Origin of the sequence: Pseudomonas saudimassiliensis, from assembly GCF_000939975.1 — a bacterium.
In the GTDB taxonomy this organism is placed as follows: domain Bacteria; phylum Pseudomonadota; class Gammaproteobacteria; order Pseudomonadales; family Pseudomonadaceae; genus Halopseudomonas; species Halopseudomonas saudimassiliensis.
Window position 1 is genome coordinate 2,562,156 of sequence record NZ_LK391969.1, and the last position, 17,673, is coordinate 2,579,828.

The following is a 17,673-nucleotide window of genomic DNA, read 5'->3' on the forward strand; positions in this document are numbered from 1 at the left end:
CTCAGGTCTCCCCCAGGTAGGCCTTGATCACCGCCGGGTCCCGGCATACCTGCGCCGGCGTGCCGGCGGCCAGCGGGCAACCCTGGTTGATCACCACCACGTGATCGGAAATACCCATTACCAGCTTCATGTCGTGTTCGATCAGCAAGATGGTCAGCCCGTGGTCGCTGCGCAGCTCGGCAATCAGTTCCTGCAGGTCGGCGGTCTCCCGGGGGTTGAGTCCGGCGGCGGGTTCGTCGAGCATCAGCAAGGTCGGCTGGGTGACCATGCAGCGGGCAATTTCCAGGCGGCGCTGCTGCCCGTAGGCCAGGGTGCCGGCGGTGCGGTTGGCAAACTCGAGCAGGCCGGTGCGCTCCAGCCACTGGGCGGCCCGCTCCCGCGCTTCCTTTTCACTGCGACGGAAACCGGGGGTTTTCAGCAATCCGGCCAGCATGCTGGTATTCAGGTGTTGATGCTGGGCCACCAGCAGGTTCTCCGCCACGCTCATCTGCTTGAACAGCCGCACGTGCTGGAAGGTGCGCACCATCCCTTTGCGGGCCAGCTTGAAGCCGGGCAGGCCGCTGACTTCCTCGCCGCGGAAGCGGATACTGCCGGCGCTCGGTTTGTAGAAGCCGGTCAGGCAATTGAATACTGTGGTCTTGCCGGCACCATTGGGGCCGATCAGGGACACGATCTGGCCTTCGCCAACCTGCAGCGCCACCTGGTCCACCGCCAGCAGCCCACCGAAGCGCATGCACAGGCCCGATACGTCCAGCAGCGGGGCGGTGATGCTCATGTGCGTAGCTCCAGGTGCGGGCGTTTCATCGGCAGCAGGCCCTGGGGGCGCCAGATCATCATCAGCACCATCAGCAGGCCGAACAGCAGCATGCGGTATTCATCGAACTGGCGCGCCATCTCCGGCAGCAGGGTCATGATGATCGCAGCCAGGATCACCCCAAGCTGGGAGCCCATGCCGCCCAGTACGACGATGGCGAGAATGATTGCCGACTCGATGAAGGTAAAGGATTCCGGGCTGATGAAGCCCTGCCGCGCGGCGAAGAAGCAGCCGGCGAAACCGGCAAAGGTCGCGCCTATGGTAAAGGCATTGAGCTTGACCGCCGTGGGGTTGATGCCCAGCGAACGACAGGCCACTTCGTCTTCACGCAGGGCTTCCCAGGCCCGGCCCACCGGCATGCGCAGCAGGCGGTTGATCACGAACAGCGTCACCAGCACCAGCACCAGGGCGAGGAAGTAGAGGAACATCACCCGATGTATCGGGTTGAACTCGATGCCGAAGAACCCGTGGAAGGTCTGCATGCCCTCGCTGGCGCGGCGGCTGAACTCCAGGCCGAACAGGTCCGGCTTGGGAATGCTGCCGATGCCGTTAGGGCCATTGGTCAGGCTGGTGAAGTTGTTCAGCAGGATGCGGATGATCTCGCCGAACCCCAGGGTAACGATGGCCAGATAGTCGCCGCGCAGGCGCAGCACCGGAAAGCCCAGCAGGAAGCCGAACAGCGCCGCCATCGCCCCGGCGGCAGCCAACCCGGTCCAGAAGCCGATGCCGAAATACATGGCCAGCATGGCGTAGGTATAGGCGCCGACGGCGTAGAAGCCGACGTAGCCCAGATCCAGCAGGCCGGCCAGCCCGACCACGATATTCAGCCCCAGCCCGAGCATCACGTAGATCAGCACCAGGGTGGCCAGGTCGATACTGCTGCGATCGCCCCAATAAAACGGCCAGACCAGCGCAGCGGCAATCAGGAAACACCAGAACAGCCGACGCACCGCCGGCCGCCCGGCCAGGATGCTAAAGGCCGCGGGCGTGCGGGGCAGGGCGGGCACCTTGAACCAGAGCGCGGCCAGGTGATCACGGAACAGGTTGAACAGGAAGAGGAACAGGGCGGCTGCGGCGATCTTCATCGCCACGTCCGCTCCGGCGCCCGTCAGCACCAGGCCGGTGCCCTGCTGGCTGATTCGCACGCCCATCAGCAGGCCGCTGAGCACGACCACCACTACTGCGGAGATCAGCGCCGGTTTCAAGTTGCGCATCATACCTTTTCCACCTCCGGGCGCCCGAGGATGCCGCTGGGGCGAAACAGCAGGATGAGGATCAGCAAGCTGAAGGCCACCACGTCCTTGTACTCGGCGCTGAAATAGCCCGAGGTCATGGCCTCGGCCACACCCAGCAACAAGCCGCCAAGTACCGCACCGGGGATGCTGCCGATGCCACCAAGCACCGCGGCGGTAAACGCCTTGAGCCCGGCCATGAAGCCGATATGGGGATTGATCACGCCGTAGTACATGCCCAGCAGCACCCCAGCGACTGCCGCCAGCGCAGCGCCGATGACGAAGGTCAGGGCGATGATGCCGTTGGTATTGATACCCAGCAGGTTGGTCATCTTCAGGTCTTCGGCGCAGGCGCGACAGGCGCGGCCCATGCGCGAGCGGGTAATGAAGAGCGTCAACAGCGTCATGCTGATCAAAGTGACCACGAAGATGACGATCTGCATATAGGACAGGGTGGCGTGAAAACCGGTCGAGGGGCCGATATCGATGCCGCCGCGTACCAGGTTGGGCATGGCGATATCCCGCGAACCCTGGGCCAGGCGTACCAGGTTCTGCAGGAAGATCGACATGCCGATGGCGGAAATCAGCGGGATCAGTCGATTGCCGCCCCGTAGCGGCCGGTAGGCCACCCGCTCGATGCTGTAGCCGTAGGCGCTGGTGACTATCATGCTCACCACCAGGGCGCCGATGATCAGCAGCGGCAGGTATTCGATGCCCATCAGGGCCAGCGCGGCGAGGACGATGAAGGCGATATAGCTGCCAATCATGTACACCTCGCCGTGGGCGAAGTTGATCATGCCGATGATGCCGTAGACCATGGTGTAACCGATGGCGATCAAGGCATAGGTGCTGCCCACGGTCAGGCCGTTGAGCAGCTGTTGCAGCAGGTAATAGAAACTGTCGGGCATGGGCACATCCATGGACATGGGGTCGGCGCCGGTCGCCGACCCGTGAACAGGCTGCGTTATTGGCTCAGGGCAGTCTTGGTGCCGTCCGCGTGCCACTTGTAGACCACGAAGTTGAAATCCTTCAGGTCGCCCTTTTCATCGAAGGCCAGCTTGCCGGTGGGTGTGTCGAAGGTGTTGCTGCGCAGTGCCTCGGCCACCTCGGTCGGGTCGGTGCTTTCCGCCAGGCGGATGCCATCGGCTATGACCTGAACCGCGGCGTAGGAGGGGAATACGAAGGGACCGCGGGGGTCCTGCTTGCGCTCCTTGAACGCCTCGACCAGATGGGCGTTGGCGGGGTCCTCGTCAAAGGCCTTGGGCAGGGTAACCAGCATGCCCTCGGCCGCCTCGCCGGCAATGGCGCTGATATCACTGTTACCCACGCCTTCGGGCCCCATGAAGGTAATGTCGAGGCCCTGTTCCCGCGCCTGGCGCAGGATCAGCCCCAATTCCGGGTGGTAGCCGCCGAAATAGGCGAAGTCGACCCCGGACTGGCGCAGGCGGGCGATCAGCGAGGAAAAGTCCTTGTCGCCAGCGGTGATGCCGTCGAAGATCGGCACCTCGATACCGGCCTCGGTCAGCACGCTGCGCACTGCGGTGGCGATGCCTTCGCCGTACTGCTGTTTGTCATGGATCACCGCGACTTTCTTCGGCTTCACATGCTCGACGATGTAGTTGCCGGCGGTCGGGCCCTGCAGGCTGTCCAGGCCGATGGTGCGGAAGATCAGCTCATAACCGCGGTTGGTGATGTCCGGGCTGGTGGCGGCGGGAGTGACCATGAGGATGCCTTCGTCCTCATAGATGTCGGTGGCGGGCTGGGTCGAGCTGGAGCAGAGATGGCCGACGACGAAACTGATGCCTTCGTTGACGATACGGTTGGCCACCGCGACTGCCTGTTTCGGGTCGCAGGCATCATCGAACACCACACCTTCCAGTTGGGCGCCGTTCACACCGCCCGCCTTGTTGATCATCTCGATGGCCATGTTGGCGCCGGTGAATTGCATGTCGCCGTACTGCGCTACCGCGCCGGTAACCGGGCCGGCCAGGGCGATGCGGATAGTCTCGGCGGCCAGCGTCAGCGTACTGACTCCCGCCAGGGCGGTCATGACGATGAACTGAGAAAGAACCTTGCGCTGTGTCTTTTTCATGCCATTTGCTCACTTTATTGGAATTATGACCCGTCTGTTGGCACTTGCTCATCCAGCCAGGGCGCTGCACTGGCCATGACAGCTCGACAGACACTTGAACTGTAGCGGAGGTGATGCCAACTCGCTACCCCTGGCACCGTTTCGGTTGATCGTCTGCGGATATTGCATCTGGCGCTGTGGCGGTTACCATGCGCAGCATTCATTGTCTTGAGGTGACCCGCCATGTCCGCGCCCAGCGAAACCTACGCCGCCATCCTTGGCGCCACCGCCCAGATCGATTGGCATACCCTGGAACCCCACTTCGCCCGGGGCGAGTTGCTGGTAGTGACCAGCGCCCTGGACCTGGTCGAAGTCGCCCAAGCGTTCATCGACGACGACAGCGGGAAAGTGAAGGGCTGGATGGAGCAGGGGCAAGTGGCAAAGGCGACCGACGCCCAGGCCGCGGACTGGTTCGAACGCAACCCGGATACCTTGTGGGCGGTGGTGATTCGGCCCTGGGTGTTGGTTCAGGAGCGGGGTTGAGCGGTCAGCTTTTTCCCCTCTCCCCAGCCCTCTCCCGCGAGGGGAGAGGGAGTTTGTTTGTGCAAATCGGCATATAGGTGCCTGATCGGAGCCCATTCCTAACTGCCGGTGTAGCAGGTATCGGCGGGCTAGTATCGTTCCCTCTGCCTAGTGGGGCGAAACGGAAAAAGCGAAGCATTGCTTCGCCCGCTTGGGTGCGCTGAACTCTGCAAGGGCCGGGGCCGGAAGGAGGCTGGGAAGAGGGGCTACCCCCAACGCCGCCGCAGCCAGGCGCTCAGCGCATCCACCAGTAGCACCATCACCAGCATCGCCAGGATAACCGTGGAGGCCCGTGCCTGCTGGAACAGGCTCAGCGTCACATAGAGCATCTGCCCCAGCCCGCCAGCGCCGACAAAGCCCAGCACCGCCGCCATGCGGATGTTGTTTTCCCAGCGGTACAGGCTATAGCTCAGCCACTGGGGCAACACGCCGGGCAGGGTGCCGTAGCAGAATGCCTTGATCGGCCCGGCGCCGGCTTCGCGCAGAGCGTGGGTCGGGTCGGGCGGGGTGTTTTCCAGCGCCTCGGCAAACAGTCGACCGAGCACCCCGGCGGTGTGCAGCGCGAGCGCCAGGGTCCCGGCGAAGGGCCCCAGCCCCGCAGCCAGCACCATGAGCGCCGCCCACACCAGCTCGGGGATCGAACGCAGAGCATTGAGCAGCAGCCGGGCGAGCATCTTTGCCACGGCTCCCAGCCGCCCGGCGGCCAGCAGGCTCAGCCCCGCACCGGCCAATGCTGCCAGCAGGGTGCCGATGGCGGAAATGGCCAGGGTCTCCAGGGCGCCATCGACTATCTGCCGCAGCCAACCGGCGGAGGTGTCCGGCGGGAAAAAGGATCCTGCGTATTGCTGCATCTGGGCCAGGCCATCGCCACGGAACAGGGCGGCCAGGTCAAGCTGCAACCAGCTGAAGGAGGCGATGATCGCCGCCAGCAGCAAAGCAACCCACAGCAGCACCTCGAGATGCCGCTTCATGCCAGCCGCCGGCGCAACAGGTTGCTGAGCTGGTCGGCGGCCAGTACCAGGAACAGGAAGGTCAGCAATATGGTGACCACCTCACCGCCGGCGAACATGCGGATCGACAGGTCGATCATCTGCCCCAGGCCGCCCGCACCGACAAAACCCATGATCACCGAGGCGCGGATGGCGCACTCCCAGCGGTACAGGGTGTAGGACGTCAGCTCCTGGGCGGCGGCGGGCAGGATGCCGTAGCAGAAGGCGGCCAGGCGAGAGCTGCCAGCCTGCAGTAAAGCCTGGGCGGGGCGGCGGTCGACGGATTCGTAGATTTCCGCATACACCTTGCCGAGCATGCCGCTGTAGGTGATGGCGATGGCCAATACCCCGGCGGTGGGCCCCAGCCCCACAGCACGCACAAAGAGCAGCGCCCAGACGATTTCCGGAATACTGCGCAGCACGATCAGCAGCAGGCGCGCCGGATAGCGCAGCAGGCGGCCGAGGTAGCTGGGTTGCCCGTTGGACAGTGCTGATACCGACAGCGCGTGGCTCGATAGCAGGCTCAGCGGCACCGCCACCAGCAGCGCCAGTACCAGGCCGGCGGTAGCCATGGCCAGGGTGTCCAGGGTCGCTTTGAACAGCAGGGCAAGAAAGCCGGGCGACAGGTCCGGCGGCCAGAAGCCGGCGAGAAAGCGGGAGAAGATATCCAGGTTGCGCGGATCCAGCAGGGTCGCGGGCCTGAACTCGGTCAATACCAGGCCGGGCCAGAGCACCAGCAGCGCCAGGCAGGTCAGCAGCAGCCGGGGCAGGGCCGCCGGGTCGCGGGGCGGTTGGCCAGCGCCGCTCAGCTGCATCGACCAACCGCCAGGGGCGCTGGGCTCGGGACACCATAGCCGGGGGCTGCGTCGCTGAAACTCTCATTGATGTACAGCTGGTCCAGCTCGGCCTGGGTGACCTGTTCGACCGGCAGATCAAACAGGATTTGCCCGGCGCGCAGGCCAATGATCCGCGGAAAGTGCCGTAGCGCCAGGTCCACCGCATGCAGGCTGGCGATCAGGCTGATGCCGCGCTCGGCGGCAACCTCGGCCAGCAGGCTCAAGGTATGGTCCGCCAGTACCGGGTCCATGGCGGATACTGGCTCGTCCGCCAGCAGTAGATCGGCCTGTTGGTACAGCACGCGGGCGATCCCCACCCGCTGCAGCTGCCCACCGGACAGCTGATCGCAGCGGGCGAACAGCTTGTCCTGCAGGTCCAGGGGCGCCAGGGCGGCGCGGGCTCCGGCAACGTCCAGCGGATAGCACAGCGATACCAGCGCGCGCAGCAGTGACCAGTGGCCCAGGCGCCCGGCCAGCACGGCGGTGACCACCCGCTGGCGCGGTGGCAATGGCGGGCTCTGGTGGATCAGGCCGATACGACTGCGCAGGCGACGCAGGGCGCGGCCCCGCAGGGTTGCCGGGTCGCTGCCAAGCAGGTGCAGCCGCCCGGTGCTGGGCACCAGGGCCGTACCGAGCAGCCGCAACAGGCTGGTCTTGCCCGCCCCCGAAGGGCCGATGATGGCGATCCGTTCGCCCCGCTGGACAGTCAGATCAAGGTGGCGCAGGGCTTGATAACCGTTGGCGTGGGTCAGACCCACGCCCTCAAGCCTCAGGGTCACTGCAGCAGGCCAGCGGCGCGGGCCGCCTCTTCGATACCCTTGTAGTTGTCAGCATTGGTCTCGACAAAACGCGACGCCCGCTGCAGATCCAGGATGGCCTTGTGCTCGGGGTTTTCCGGGTCCAGCTTGAGGAAGGCCGCCTTGATGTCCTGCACCAGCTGCGCGTCCAGATCGCCGCGCACGGTCCAGTTGTAGTCGAAGTAGGTGGGCGTGGTGCTGTACACCCGTACCTTGCTGGTATCGACCTTCTTCTCCTCGACCAGCTTGTCCCAGACCGAGGTATTCAGCACGCCCGCATCTACCCGGCCGGCTTCGACCCAGGCGACGGTGGCATCATGGGCGCCGGAGAAGCCGACGCGGCTGAAGTCTTCGTCCGGGTTGATACCGTCCCGCATCAGGAAGTAGCGGGGCATCAGGTGGCCGGAGGTGGAAGAAACCGAGCCGAAGGCGAAGCTCTTGCCCTGCAGGTCCTGGTGATCCTCGATCTGCGGGTCAGCGGTGATGAAGGTGCTGGTGAAGACTTCATCCTGCTCGCGTTGTACCAGCGGAATGGCATCGCCGGTGCGCAGTCGCGCCTGGACGAAGGTGAAGCCTCCCAGCCAGGCCAGATCCAGCCGGCCGGCCCCCAGCGCCTCGACCACCCCTGCGTAATCGGATACCGGCTGGAAGCGCACTTCCATACCCAGCTCCTGCTGCAGATAGGCGCCCAGGGGCTCGAATTTGCGCAGCAGCTCGGTGGGCGCCTCATCGGGAATGGCAGAGACGCGCAACACCGTGGTCTCGGCGTGGGCGGGCAAAAAACTGGCGGCAAGGGTCATGCAAACGCCGGCCAGGATGGCCAGCGGGCGGCGAAAGGTCGACATGTCATTCTCCGGTTCAATAGCGGAAGACTCCCGCCCGGGGGTCGAGGCCGAGCGAGGCGTGGCGCAAGTTTACTGGAACCGGCCGGGCGGGCAAACTGCTATACAGTGATGAGAATATCTTTTGGAGGATTTTCCATGTCCTGGCCGCTGGCTGCCAATCTTTCCATGCTGTTTGCCGACCTGCCCATGGCCGAGCGTTGCCATGCGGCGGCGGAGGCGGGCTTTGATGGTGTCGAAATCCAGTTCCCCTACGACATTCCCGCCGCCACCTTGCAGAACCACCTTGCCGCCGCCGGCATGCCGCTGGTGCTGATCAACGTGCCGGCCGGGGATCTGATGACCGGCGGCCCGGGTCTGGCCGGGGTGCCCAGCCGGGAAGCTGCCTTCGATGAGGCCCTGCAACAGGCGGTGGAATATGCTCTGGTGCTGCGCCCGGAGAAGGTCAACGTCCTGCCTGGCCGGCTGGCCGAGGGCGTAGATCGGGAAGCAGCGCTTGATACCCTGGCGCGCAACCTGGGCAAGGCTGCCAAGGCTTTTGCCGATATCAACGTGTGCCTGGTGTGCGAGGCGATCAACCGCCACGATATGCCCGGCTTCCTGCTCGGCAGCAGCGAGGAGCTGTTGGCCATGATCGAGCGGGTCGACCACCCGAATCTCTCGGCCCAGCTGGACCTGTACCACCTGGCGCGCATGGGCGAATCGATTCCCGCGTCGGTCGCGCTGCTGGCCGGGCGGATCGGCCATGTGCAGTTTGCCGATGCACCGGGAAGGGGCGAGCCCGGCACCGGCAATCTGGATTTCCACGAAGCTTTCGGGGCGCTGAACGAGCATGGTTACCGGGGCTGGCTGGCCGCGGAGTACAAGCCCGCCTTGCCGCCGGAGCAGAGTCTGCAGTGGCTGGCGCAGTGGACTGCCGCCGGCACTTTCAGACTCCAGGCCCGCAGCGTATGACCTGGGCCCGCACCAGCCGCTCGCCGGCTGCGGTTTCCAGCCAGCCCACCGGCTGCCAACCGAGCCGGTAGGCGGTGAAGCGATATTGCTGCCCACCGGCCAGGTCCCATGCCACCCCGAGAATGCAGCTGCGTCGGCGTGGTTCGGACTCCTGCCCCAACCCGCCCATGCCGCCGGGTATGTCGAACCGGTAGCGCACCTGTAGCTGACGCAAGCCGGGCTCCAAGTCCGGGAAACGCAATTGCCGCACCAGTTCGCCGTCCACTCGGTAGGCGCGCATGTCCGCCCGGGGGCTGCTGTCCAGGGCGATACGCGCCAGGTCGGCCGCCAGCGGCGCCGGTGGCGACTGGACGCAGCCGGCGAGCAAGGCAAACAGCAAAAGCAGGGTTTTATATGCCAAGTGGAGGGTCCTCGGGCCAGCTTGCATAAACCGCACTGCTGGTCCCCGATCAACCGGGCGCATAGCGCTGGCGGGGGCGGGCGTGGCGCGGCATTCTCCCTGCATCGGCTCACCCTGCGCTGCACCCATCACCAGCGCACCAACAGGAGAACTCAGACATGCAGGACTTTCAGAACAAGGTAGCAGTGATCACCGGCGGCGGTAGCGGTCTGGGCCGGGAATTGGCGCTGTGCTGCGCCGGGCGCGGCATGAAACTGGTGCTGGGCGACGTTGACGAAGCGGGCATGCAGGAAACCCTGCGCCTGGTCGAGGCCGCCCACCCGGGCACCGAAGCGGTCACCATGCGCCTGGATGTCTCCCGCCTGGAGCAGGTAGAAGAACTGGCCGCCCTGAGCAAGAGCCGCTTCGGCGGTGCGCACCTGGTGTTCAACAATGCCGGCGTCAGCGTCAACGGGCCGATCTGGAAGAACACCGTACACGACTGGGAGTGGGTGCTGGGCGTCAACCTCTATGGCGTGGTCTGGGGCATCAAGGCCTTCACCCCGATGCTGATCGAGCAGGACGAAGGGCACATCATCAATACCGCCTCCGCCGCCGGCTGGCTCAACGGTCCGAGCAGCGGGATCTACAACGTCAGCAAGACCTCGGTGGTGGCCATCTCCGAGACCCTGGCCCTGGACCTGCGCGATGCCCAGGCCAACGTCGGTGTGACCGTGCTGTGCCCGGCATTCTTCCCCACCGGCATTCACCAGTCCGACCGCAACCGCCCGGCGGACAAGGCCCAGACCGTGGAGAAGACCGAGGTATCGCTCAAGCGCGCCGAGGCACTGAAGTACGCGGTCGAACACGGTCGCATCCCCGCCGCCGACATCGCCGAGATGACCCTCAAGGCCGTGGAAAAGAACCAGTTCTACGTCTTCCCGCACCGCAAGATCAAGACCCTGATCAAGCTGCGCGCCGAAGCAGCCGACCGGGAAGAGGGCGTCTTCGATTCGATGAACCCTTAACGGCCAGATCGCCCCGAGGTCGGGCCTCCTACAGAAAATCGTGCCGCGTGCACAATCCGTGGGAGGGGCGACCTCGCGCTCAGGACGCGGTAGATGGAAAAATGGCACCTGGAGCCGGGAAACGGGTCAATAGCAGCACGACCCCCTGTTAAAGGAGAACTGCCATGCGATTGACTTACCTCTGTATTCCTCTGTTCGCCGCGGTGCTGGTTGGCTGCGGTGAAGAGGAAGAAGCCACCTTCCCAGAAACCAACACCGCGCCGCAGACAGAAGAGTACGGCACCCCGACCGACCCCACCGGCGACTCGACTGTCCCGAATAACACCACCGAGCAACCGCCAGCAGGCAGCGGTACGGGAATGGGCACCGATTCCGGCGAGCTGACCGACCCGGCTACCGGCCAAGGGACCAGCACTACCCAATAACGTGCCGATAACGCTTGGGGCCGGAGTGCGGATATTCGGCACTTTACCGGCCCCAAGCCTGTCAAAACGCATGGACCATTACCAGTGGAGAACCGCCATGCGTCTTAGCTACCTGAGTATTCCCCTGTTTGCGCTGCTGCTGGCCGGCTGCGGCGATGACGAACCCGATACCGCGCCGATGAATGATCCAGCGCCCGCGGAAGAGACCTTCGAGGCCCCGGTCGATCCGGTCGATGAGCCCATGTCGCCCACCGACGACACCCCCGCGCCGGCAACCGACCCGCTGGACGCAGCGGACGAGCCCATGCCGCCCGCTGAAGATGCCATGACGCCGGAGGACGAGAACCTGCAACGGTCCCTCGACCGGGATCCGGGGTTGGGCACCGAGAGCGCTTCGCCTAACGAGCGAGTGGACCCGGGCATCGACCGCGATACCTCGACATCGCCTTGAGGGCTGATTGACGCGCCGCAGGCCGGGATCATCCCGGCCTAGGCCTTTTCGTATGCTGCCTGTCTAGCCCACCATCGCCAAACGCCGCGCCTGCTCGGCTTCCCCCGGCAACAGGAAATGTTCCACCGCCGCGCGCACATCCTCCCAGGCCGTCTGGTGCTCGCTTTCCAGAAAATGCCCGGTGTTGCGGATGGTTACATAGGAGGAGCGCCGCGCCAGGTCAGCAAAATACAAGGCGTCCGCCGGCGTGGTGTACTTGTCCAACTCGCCATTGAGAAACAGCAGCGGAATATCCACATTGCCCACGCACTGCATATAGCGATCCGCGTCCAGGCTCAGCACCTGGCGGATGTGATGGAGCATTTGCGCGTACTCGTGCACTTCCAGCGTGGAGATATGGCGGAAGTTGCACCGCTTGAACCGGGGCGGCAGATGCTCGCCGATGGTCTCGTTTACCAGGGTCGCGATGCGGTGCCGGTCGCAGGCCGCCAGGCATTCCTGCCCCCGTACCAGATAGTCCATCATGTCCCGGTTGAGCATGGGCGAGAAAGAGCTGATCACCGCCCGGCGGATGCGTGCGGGCCGCTGGGCCAGGGCCAGCAGGGTCGACACCGCACCCCAGGAAAAGGACATGATGTGATCGGCGCGGAAGTGCTCGATCAGATCCAGCAGAATCAACGCTTCGTCCTCCTTGCCCAGCATACCCAGCGACGGGTTATGGGGGCGGGACTGGCCGGAGTAGGGCTGGTCGAACAGCACCACGTTGAACAGCGGCTGCAGAAAGCGCAGGGCCGGCTGGAAGGAGGCGCTGGTCGCCAGCGAACCGTTCACCAGGATGACGGTGCTGTCGCTGCGCGGGTTCGGATAGAAACGCGTGTGCACCTTGTGGCCCCCGTGTACCCGCACCACCGCCTTTTCTGCATACATGTCCACTGTCCTCCCGAAGCTGAATATCACCTGTGGTGCAGTTAACCCCACCCAGGTTACAGGGGGGTGTCAGCGGGCGACCGTTCGGCGGGCAAGACAGACTCTTCCCCGGTAAACCCTTGCTAGACTCTGGTCAGATCACCCCGAAGTCGGGGCTTGTAAAAACATGGCCGGGAGATTTTCATGTCGCGCAATATCGTCGTTCTGGGCGCCGGAATGGTCGGCGTTTCCATCGCCTGGCATCTGGTGCGCCGCGGGCACACCGTTACCCTGGTGGACCGCCGCGAGCCGGGCCGGGAAACCTCCTTCGGCAACGCTGGCATCATCCAGCGCGAGGCGGTGCGCCCCTATGCCTTCCCCCGGGATATCGGCACCCTGCTGCGAGTGCTGCCCAACCGCGAAGTGGACATCCGCTACCGTCCGACCGGCATGGTCAGCGCTGCGGGGCCGCTGCTGCAGTATTGGCTCAACTCGGGCGGCGCGCGCTACGAGCGGATCGTCAAGGAATGGGCCTCGCTGATCATGCGCTGCCAGGACGCCCACGGCCCGATGATCGAAGCCGCCGGCGCCCAGGAACTGGTCCGCAAGGGTGGCTGGCTGGAGCTGTATCGCACCCAGGACGCGCTGGACGACCGCATCGCCAAGGCCCGGGAAGACCGCGAACGCTTCGGCGTGGAATATGAAGTGCTTAGCGCCGACCAGCTCCGCGCGGTAGAACCGCACCTGAGCACCGAGCTGATCGGCGCCATCCACTGGACCCAGCCGTGGATGGTCTCCGACCCCGGCGCGCTGGTACTAGCCTATGCGCGCAACTTCGAGGAGCAGGGCGGCCGGGTGCTGCAGGCCAGCGTCGAGGATATCGTCCAGCAGGGCAGTGGCTGGCGCGTCAGCACCAGCGCAGGCCCGGTGGAGGCCGAGCAAGTCGTTGTCGCCCTGGGGCCCTGGTCCAGCGACCTGCTGCTGCGCCTGGGCATCAAGGTGCCGCTGTTCGTCAAACGGGGCTACCACATGCATTACTCGGCGGAGCAGGGCGCCACCCTCAATCATTGGGTCATGGACGCCGAACGCGGCTTTCTGCTCGAACCCATGCGCGCCGGCATCCGCCTGACCACCGGCGCCGAACTGGCCGACCTCAACGCCCCGCCCAAATACACCCAACTGGCCGCCGCCGAACGCGCCGCGCGCAGCCTCTTCCCCCTCGGCGCCCGCCGCGACGCCGAACCCTGGAAAGGCGCCCGACCCTGCATGCCCGACATGAAACCCGTCATCGGCCCGGCACCGGGTAAAAATGGCCTCTGGCTGGCCTTCGGTCATGGCCACCAGGGCTTCACCCTGGGGCCGGCCACCGGCGAGTTGCTGGCGCAGATGATGGATGGAGAAACGCCAGCGATCGATATGTCACCCTTTGCGGTGGATCGCTTCTCAGGGTGATACCTTTTGTGGGGCCGGTAACACTTAAGGGGGTGAAAGGTAACACTGGGGTGTGCGGCGGGTACCCCAAGAAATCGACAAATACAGCTAAGTGACTGATTTACAAGGTATGTTCAAAACCTGGCACGCGCTCTGCAATGTTATTGGTACAACAAAAATAAAAACCGCGAAAACTCACTAATAAAAACAAGATTCAGCTCCACACATAACAAGAACAACACGGTGCGAGTGCAGCAAACTGATTTTTTTGGAGAATGGGAAGGTCTCTTCCTGCGCATCCAAAGCAATCCGCTTGCTTTAGGCAACCCGGGATGGGTTTCAGGGCGGCACTGCCGCCGGCTAAAAGAACAAGAAAAGCTCAGAAAAACAAGAACACCAGAGGGGAGCGTAAGCTCCCCTTTGAGCTTTCTGGGATTTGGAAAAATCACTTCAACCTCACCACGAGACTGCCGTCCCGAACATACAAGCCGCTCTCCACCGGCACCGGCACGACATTCCTGATAGCCTTTTGATGTCATCTGGTTATACTTTGTGTGATCCAGTTGGCATTTCAAGGAATTATTGGTTTGCGAAAGGACTCGGCAACCGCTTCAACCCGCTTTCTTTACCCCTTCTTCACGCTTCTGCTGGCCGCCATGATGTGGCTATTCCTGATGTTCTCCCCACTGGGCATCAGCGAGCGTTTGGACAAGTACACCCAGGACCTTTTCAACACCCACCTCGGTAGCTGGATCTACCCCGCTGATCGTCAGCAGGACACCGCCGTGTTGCTGCTCACCGATGAGGTGGTCGATGCCGCCTTGCAAGGCCAATGGCCGGCTCCTTACTCCTTTCATGCATCCATTCTGAGTGACCTGCTCCATCATCAGCCCCGGGCGGTATTCATTGATTTCTTCTGGATGAATAAACACAAGCCGGGTGGGGATTATCTTGCGAGTGTGCTGACCAGCTACCAGCAAGCGGCGGTGCCGGTATATCTCTCCGTGCCAAGGCTGGGTTGGCTCGAGAGCATGTGGCCCGAACTGGTCGGGCTGGTGATTCCGGTTACACCGCAGGTGATGATGGATGCGGCGGACTTCATCGCTCGGTCGTACCCGCAGCAGGTCAACGGCCTGCGCTCTGCCGCCTTTGCCATCGCTGAAGACGAATTGGGTATCCATGCCGAGCACCGGGGGGTGCTGGATATCTTCTGGGGTACAGCTGATAACCCGCTTAACCAGGCCTGGATGCAGGCGGAGAATGAAGGCCGGGGCAGCGTGCTGGGCACCTTACTGCAGGGTTTTGACGGGGTAACCACACCCATTCCCTACAGCACCACCGTACTGGTGCGCGACCTGATCAACCCGGTTGCCGAGACAGAAGACGAAGCGTTACGTGAGCTGGACGAACACCTGAAGGGCCGCGTCATCATCTACGGCGCCAGCCTCTCCGGCATTCAGGATATGGTCTTCACGCCCACCCGCGCGATTCTTCCGGGCGCCTATTACCACGCCATGGCGCTGGACAATTTGCTGACCTGGGGGAGTCAATACAAAGCAAGGCAACCGAGCCGCACACTCCCCATCCTCGGATCGCACACCGTAGCCATCCTGCATTTTTTAGTGCTCCTGCTGATCGCAGCGCTGGTTTGCTACTGGAAATTATTCGCTGATGCCAACCAGAAAACCGGCAGACGTATAAAGATCTCGGCCCTCGCGCTGGTAATTGCCGCCTGCGGGTTTCAGTTCCTGATATTGGATCTGTCGGTGGTGGTGTGGGCCGGCTTTCTGGAAATTCTGGGTATCGGTGTGGTTATTGAGCGGCTCAACCTGATTGAGCGCTGGTACACGCCCGTACGTCATGGTTTTCGCAGATTATATACATGGATATAAAGGAGAACAGGATGCGCAAGATAATCCTCACAGCCTCGCTGCTGGGCATACTGAGCACCCAGCAGGTAATAGCTGAACAGGCCGCCATCATCGAGTTTCGTCAGAAGCAGGTGGATCTGTTTGATGCGCAGGGCCAACAGCCGCTGGAGCGCAGGGAGGCGGCGACGCTGCCGTTACCTATGCCCATCACCGGCGCCCCGGCCAACGGCTTCTATCAGGTGGAAATCGAACAGCGGGCGTATTCGATCAGAAAGCGTGCCGTCCGCACCAACCGTGACTACACCGCCATCACGGGCACCTGCAGCAACATCGTCGCCGTGGCGCCCGGGGCGGTAACGCGCGGGCTGGGCAAGGGTGAATGCTGATGAACCTGAAATTACCTGCACTCTGCACCACTGCAGCGCTGTTGATGGGCTGCGTAACCGGCGCCACCCAATCGGTGAGAAACCTCATCCCCGGCCAGCTTTCGGCGGATCAGCCGATCCTTGCGCAGGTCGATAAAACCTATGCCCCCGGCATGCTCGCGGTAGGGCAGGAGCAGGATCGTTACCGCAATCAGAGTCTCGGGCTTGGCCTGGTGAGCCACCCGGAAGCTGAACGCTACATCAACCAGCAGCTGGAGCGCCTCAAGCAGGCGTCCGGGATCGCCGATCTGCCGGGGCAGGCTTATCTGTTTGCCGATACCTCCTTTGGCGCCAGAGCCAGCCCGGACGGCAACATCTACATTCCCTACGTCATGCTGCAGGATATGGGCAGCACCGACGAGCTGGCCGCGCTGCTGGCCCATGAGCTGGCGCATACCATCCGTAATCACAACAGCTCGGATCTGTTCGTACAGGCGCAGAAGAAAGCCGTTGTGGCCGCCTCCTTCTTGGCGAGTATCAAGCAGGGCGACAGCGCAACCGTGCGCGGCTCGGATCAGAAGCTGATCGAAAACACCTTCACCGCGCTCATGGTATCCGATGGCTTCCTCAGCCCAGGGTGGACGCGGCGGCAGGAGCTGGAAGCCGACAAGCTCGGCATGGATCTACTCATCGCTGCGGGTTACAACAGCGACGCCATGTTCACGCTGCTGGACAAGATGGCCCTGTGGGAGGAGCGCAACAGAACCGCGCAGAGCCAGCGCAATGCGCTGATTGATCAGCTGTTCATGGTCAACGATCCCGAATTGGAAAAGAACGCGCTCGGCGAAATGCTCGGCGGCATTCTGGACCGGTCGGCCGTCGGCGTGGGCTCGGTGGTAAACAAGCTCAACCAGAACCATGACTCCGCCGAAAAACGCTACGACAGCCTGCTCACCTATGTGGACACCCACTACCCGGCAGCACCAACCCCAGCGCTGGAAGTCAGGAACTGGCAAGCGATCAGCAAGGCCCGCAAAGCTGAGCAGATCTGGCAAGGTCTGCTGGGTGTGGTAGAAGCACGGGATGCACTCGCCCAGCGCAAACCGGCAGACGCTGAACGATTCATGAGAAGCGCCATCAACCCGCATACCAACAACCAGAATTTCCTGCGCCAGTCCTTCTACGAACTGCGCGCCGCACAGGGGCAGACGGGCGCTATGCAGCAGAACCTGGCACTAGGGCTGAAAGGCGCGTACCCATCATTCAGCCTGCATGTGGAAAGCGCACACCTGGCCGGCGAGAGCAACCCGGCCACCGCCAAGCGATTGCTCGCCACCTTCGACCAATACGGCCGCCCACCCACCTACTACCACGACGTCATCGCCATGGCGGAGTCGTCCGAGCTGAAAGTGGACGCCCTGGCGCTGGTCGCGGAATGTACCGCAAAGTACCTGGGCGAAGGCGTTTCCTGCGGTGATGCGGAAGCAGCGGCAAAAAGCAATCTGTCATACGGGAGCTTATTGCAGTCGCTGGCGCCCTGAGCGGGCTCAAGCGGGGCTGGGCAGCGCTGATTCAGGCAAACCCCAGCTTCGCAAGCGGGCCTGGATCTGACCTGAGTCTGGCCTGAACGGCCGCCCCGTTTCCGCTCCTACCGCCTCTCCCGGGAACGTCGAATCCACAGGCCGCGATCGGACTCGATG

Annotated in this window: 19 protein-coding genes; 9 read left to right on the forward strand and 10 right to left on the reverse strand. The window is 63.5% G+C overall.

Features of this window, described 5'->3' with window-relative positions:
* Position 1: 1 nt before the first annotated feature.
* From livG to VG99_RS11810, 4 genes are read right to left on the reverse strand one after another with little or no spacing between them, the layout of a single operon-like run.
* Positions 2-775, reverse strand: a complete 774-nt coding sequence (gene livG / locus VG99_RS11795; protein ID WP_420848280.1) for a high-affinity branched-chain amino acid ABC transporter ATP-binding protein LivG — start codon at positions 773-775, stop codon at positions 2-4.
* The gene (livM, locus tag VG99_RS11800; protein WP_044500172.1) at positions 772-2,031 is read right to left on the reverse strand and encodes a high-affinity branched-chain amino acid ABC transporter permease LivM; all 1,260 of its coding nucleotides are present in this window, start codon (positions 2,029-2,031) and stop codon (positions 772-774) included. The genes livG and livM overlap by 4 nt, the downstream gene beginning before the upstream one ends.
* A complete protein-coding gene (livH, locus tag VG99_RS11805; protein WP_044500174.1) occupies positions 2,028-2,954 on the reverse strand; it encodes a high-affinity branched-chain amino acid ABC transporter permease LivH in 927 nt (308 codons plus the stop codon). Before livH ends, livM begins: the two co-directional genes overlap by 4 nt.
* Before the next feature lie 56 nt (positions 2,955-3,010).
* Positions 3,011-4,138, reverse strand: a complete 1,128-nt coding sequence (locus VG99_RS11810) for a branched-chain amino acid ABC transporter substrate-binding protein (protein WP_044500175.1) — start codon at positions 4,136-4,138, stop codon at positions 3,011-3,013.
* A 222-nt stretch (positions 4,139-4,360) separates the two neighbouring features.
* On the opposite strand from VG99_RS11810, the gene VG99_RS11815 reads away from it, so the two are divergent.
* The gene (locus VG99_RS11815; protein ID WP_044500177.1) at positions 4,361-4,660 is read left to right on the forward strand and encodes a DUF2288 domain-containing protein; all 300 of its coding nucleotides are present in this window, start codon (positions 4,361-4,363) and stop codon (positions 4,658-4,660) included.
* Positions 4,661-4,905: 245 nt separating this feature from the next.
* Here VG99_RS11815 and phnE (VG99_RS11820) read toward each other — a convergent pair whose 3' ends face one another.
* The 4 genes from phnE (VG99_RS11820) to VG99_RS11835 are packed head-to-tail and all read right to left on the reverse strand — an operon-like array spanning position 4,906 to position 8,166.
* Positions 4,906-5,670 (reverse strand): phosphonate ABC transporter, permease protein PhnE, encoded by a 765-nt coding sequence (phnE, locus tag VG99_RS11820; RefSeq protein WP_044500179.1) that lies wholly within the window; start codon positions 5,668-5,670, stop codon positions 4,906-4,908.
* The gene (phnE, locus tag VG99_RS11825; protein ID WP_044500180.1) at positions 5,667-6,503 is read right to left on the reverse strand and encodes a phosphonate ABC transporter, permease protein PhnE; all 837 of its coding nucleotides are present in this window, start codon (positions 6,501-6,503) and stop codon (positions 5,667-5,669) included. The genes phnE (VG99_RS11820) and phnE (VG99_RS11825) overlap by 4 nt, the downstream gene beginning before the upstream one ends.
* A complete protein-coding gene (locus VG99_RS11830) occupies positions 6,494-7,303 on the reverse strand; it encodes a phosphonate ABC transporter ATP-binding protein (RefSeq protein ID WP_044500182.1) in 810 nt (269 codons plus the stop codon). Before VG99_RS11830 ends, phnE (VG99_RS11825) begins: the two co-directional genes overlap by 10 nt.
* The gene (locus VG99_RS11835) at positions 7,300-8,166 is read right to left on the reverse strand and encodes a putative selenate ABC transporter substrate-binding protein (RefSeq protein WP_044500184.1); all 867 of its coding nucleotides are present in this window, start codon (positions 8,164-8,166) and stop codon (positions 7,300-7,302) included. Before VG99_RS11835 ends, VG99_RS11830 begins: the two co-directional genes overlap by 4 nt.
* Before the next feature lie 135 nt (positions 8,167-8,301).
* Here VG99_RS11835 and VG99_RS11840 point away from each other — a divergent pair, with 135 nt between their 5' ends.
* Positions 8,302-9,117: a hydroxypyruvate isomerase family protein gene (locus tag VG99_RS11840; protein ID WP_044500187.1), complete on the forward strand. Its 816-nt coding sequence runs from the start codon at positions 8,302-8,304 to the stop codon at positions 9,115-9,117.
* Here the strand turns inward: VG99_RS11840 and VG99_RS11845 are convergent.
* Positions 9,092-9,517 (reverse strand): PA0061/PA0062 family lipoprotein, encoded by a 426-nt coding sequence (locus VG99_RS11845; RefSeq protein ID WP_044500189.1) that lies wholly within the window; start codon positions 9,515-9,517, stop codon positions 9,092-9,094. The two genes, VG99_RS11840 and VG99_RS11845, sit on opposite strands and share 26 nt — an antisense overlap.
* 158 nt (positions 9,518-9,675) lie before the next feature.
* On the opposite strand from VG99_RS11845, the gene VG99_RS11850 reads away from it, so the two are divergent.
* The 3 genes from VG99_RS11850 (at position 9,676) to VG99_RS11860 (ending at position 11,400) form a co-directional block, all read left to right on the forward strand.
* Positions 9,676-10,524: an SDR family NAD(P)-dependent oxidoreductase gene (locus VG99_RS11850; protein WP_044500191.1), complete on the forward strand. Its 849-nt coding sequence runs from the start codon at positions 9,676-9,678 to the stop codon at positions 10,522-10,524.
* Positions 10,525-10,688: 164 nt separating this feature from the next.
* A complete protein-coding gene (locus tag VG99_RS11855; RefSeq protein ID WP_044500192.1) occupies positions 10,689-10,949 on the forward strand; it encodes a hypothetical protein in 261 nt (86 codons plus the stop codon).
* 97 nt (positions 10,950-11,046) lie between these two features.
* Positions 11,047-11,400 carry a hypothetical protein gene (locus VG99_RS11860; protein WP_044500193.1) on the forward strand — a complete coding sequence of 118 codons (354 nt, stop codon included), beginning with the start codon at positions 11,047-11,049 and terminating at the stop codon, positions 11,398-11,400.
* 63 nt (positions 11,401-11,463) lie between these two features.
* On the opposite strand, the gene VG99_RS11865 is transcribed toward VG99_RS11860, so the two are convergent.
* Entirely contained in the window at positions 11,464-12,327 is an 864-nt protein-coding gene (locus tag VG99_RS11865) for an alpha/beta fold hydrolase (RefSeq protein WP_044500194.1), read from the reverse strand.
* Between the two features lie 183 nt (positions 12,328-12,510).
* Between VG99_RS11865 and VG99_RS11870 the strand changes: the two genes are divergently transcribed.
* The 4 genes from VG99_RS11870 to VG99_RS11885 all read left to right on the forward strand — a co-directional run bounded on the left by VG99_RS11870 (position 12,511) and on the right by VG99_RS11885 (position 17,514).
* Positions 12,511-13,758 carry an NAD(P)/FAD-dependent oxidoreductase gene (locus tag VG99_RS11870; protein WP_044500195.1) on the forward strand — a complete coding sequence of 416 codons (1,248 nt, stop codon included), beginning with the start codon at positions 12,511-12,513 and terminating at the stop codon, positions 13,756-13,758.
* Positions 13,759-14,291: 533 nt separating this feature from the next.
* Positions 14,292-15,629 carry a CHASE2 domain-containing protein gene (locus VG99_RS11875; protein WP_158023921.1) on the forward strand — a complete coding sequence of 446 codons (1,338 nt, stop codon included), beginning with the start codon at positions 14,292-14,294 and terminating at the stop codon, positions 15,627-15,629.
* Positions 15,630-15,640: 11 nt separating this feature from the next.
* A complete protein-coding gene (locus tag VG99_RS11880; protein WP_044500198.1) occupies positions 15,641-15,994 on the forward strand; it encodes a hypothetical protein in 354 nt (117 codons plus the stop codon).
* Entirely contained in the window at positions 15,994-17,514 is a 1,521-nt protein-coding gene (locus tag VG99_RS11885; protein ID WP_044500199.1) for a M48 family metalloprotease, read from the forward strand. The genes VG99_RS11880 and VG99_RS11885 overlap by 1 nt, the downstream gene beginning before the upstream one ends.
* Positions 17,515-17,673 lie beyond the last annotated feature (159 nt).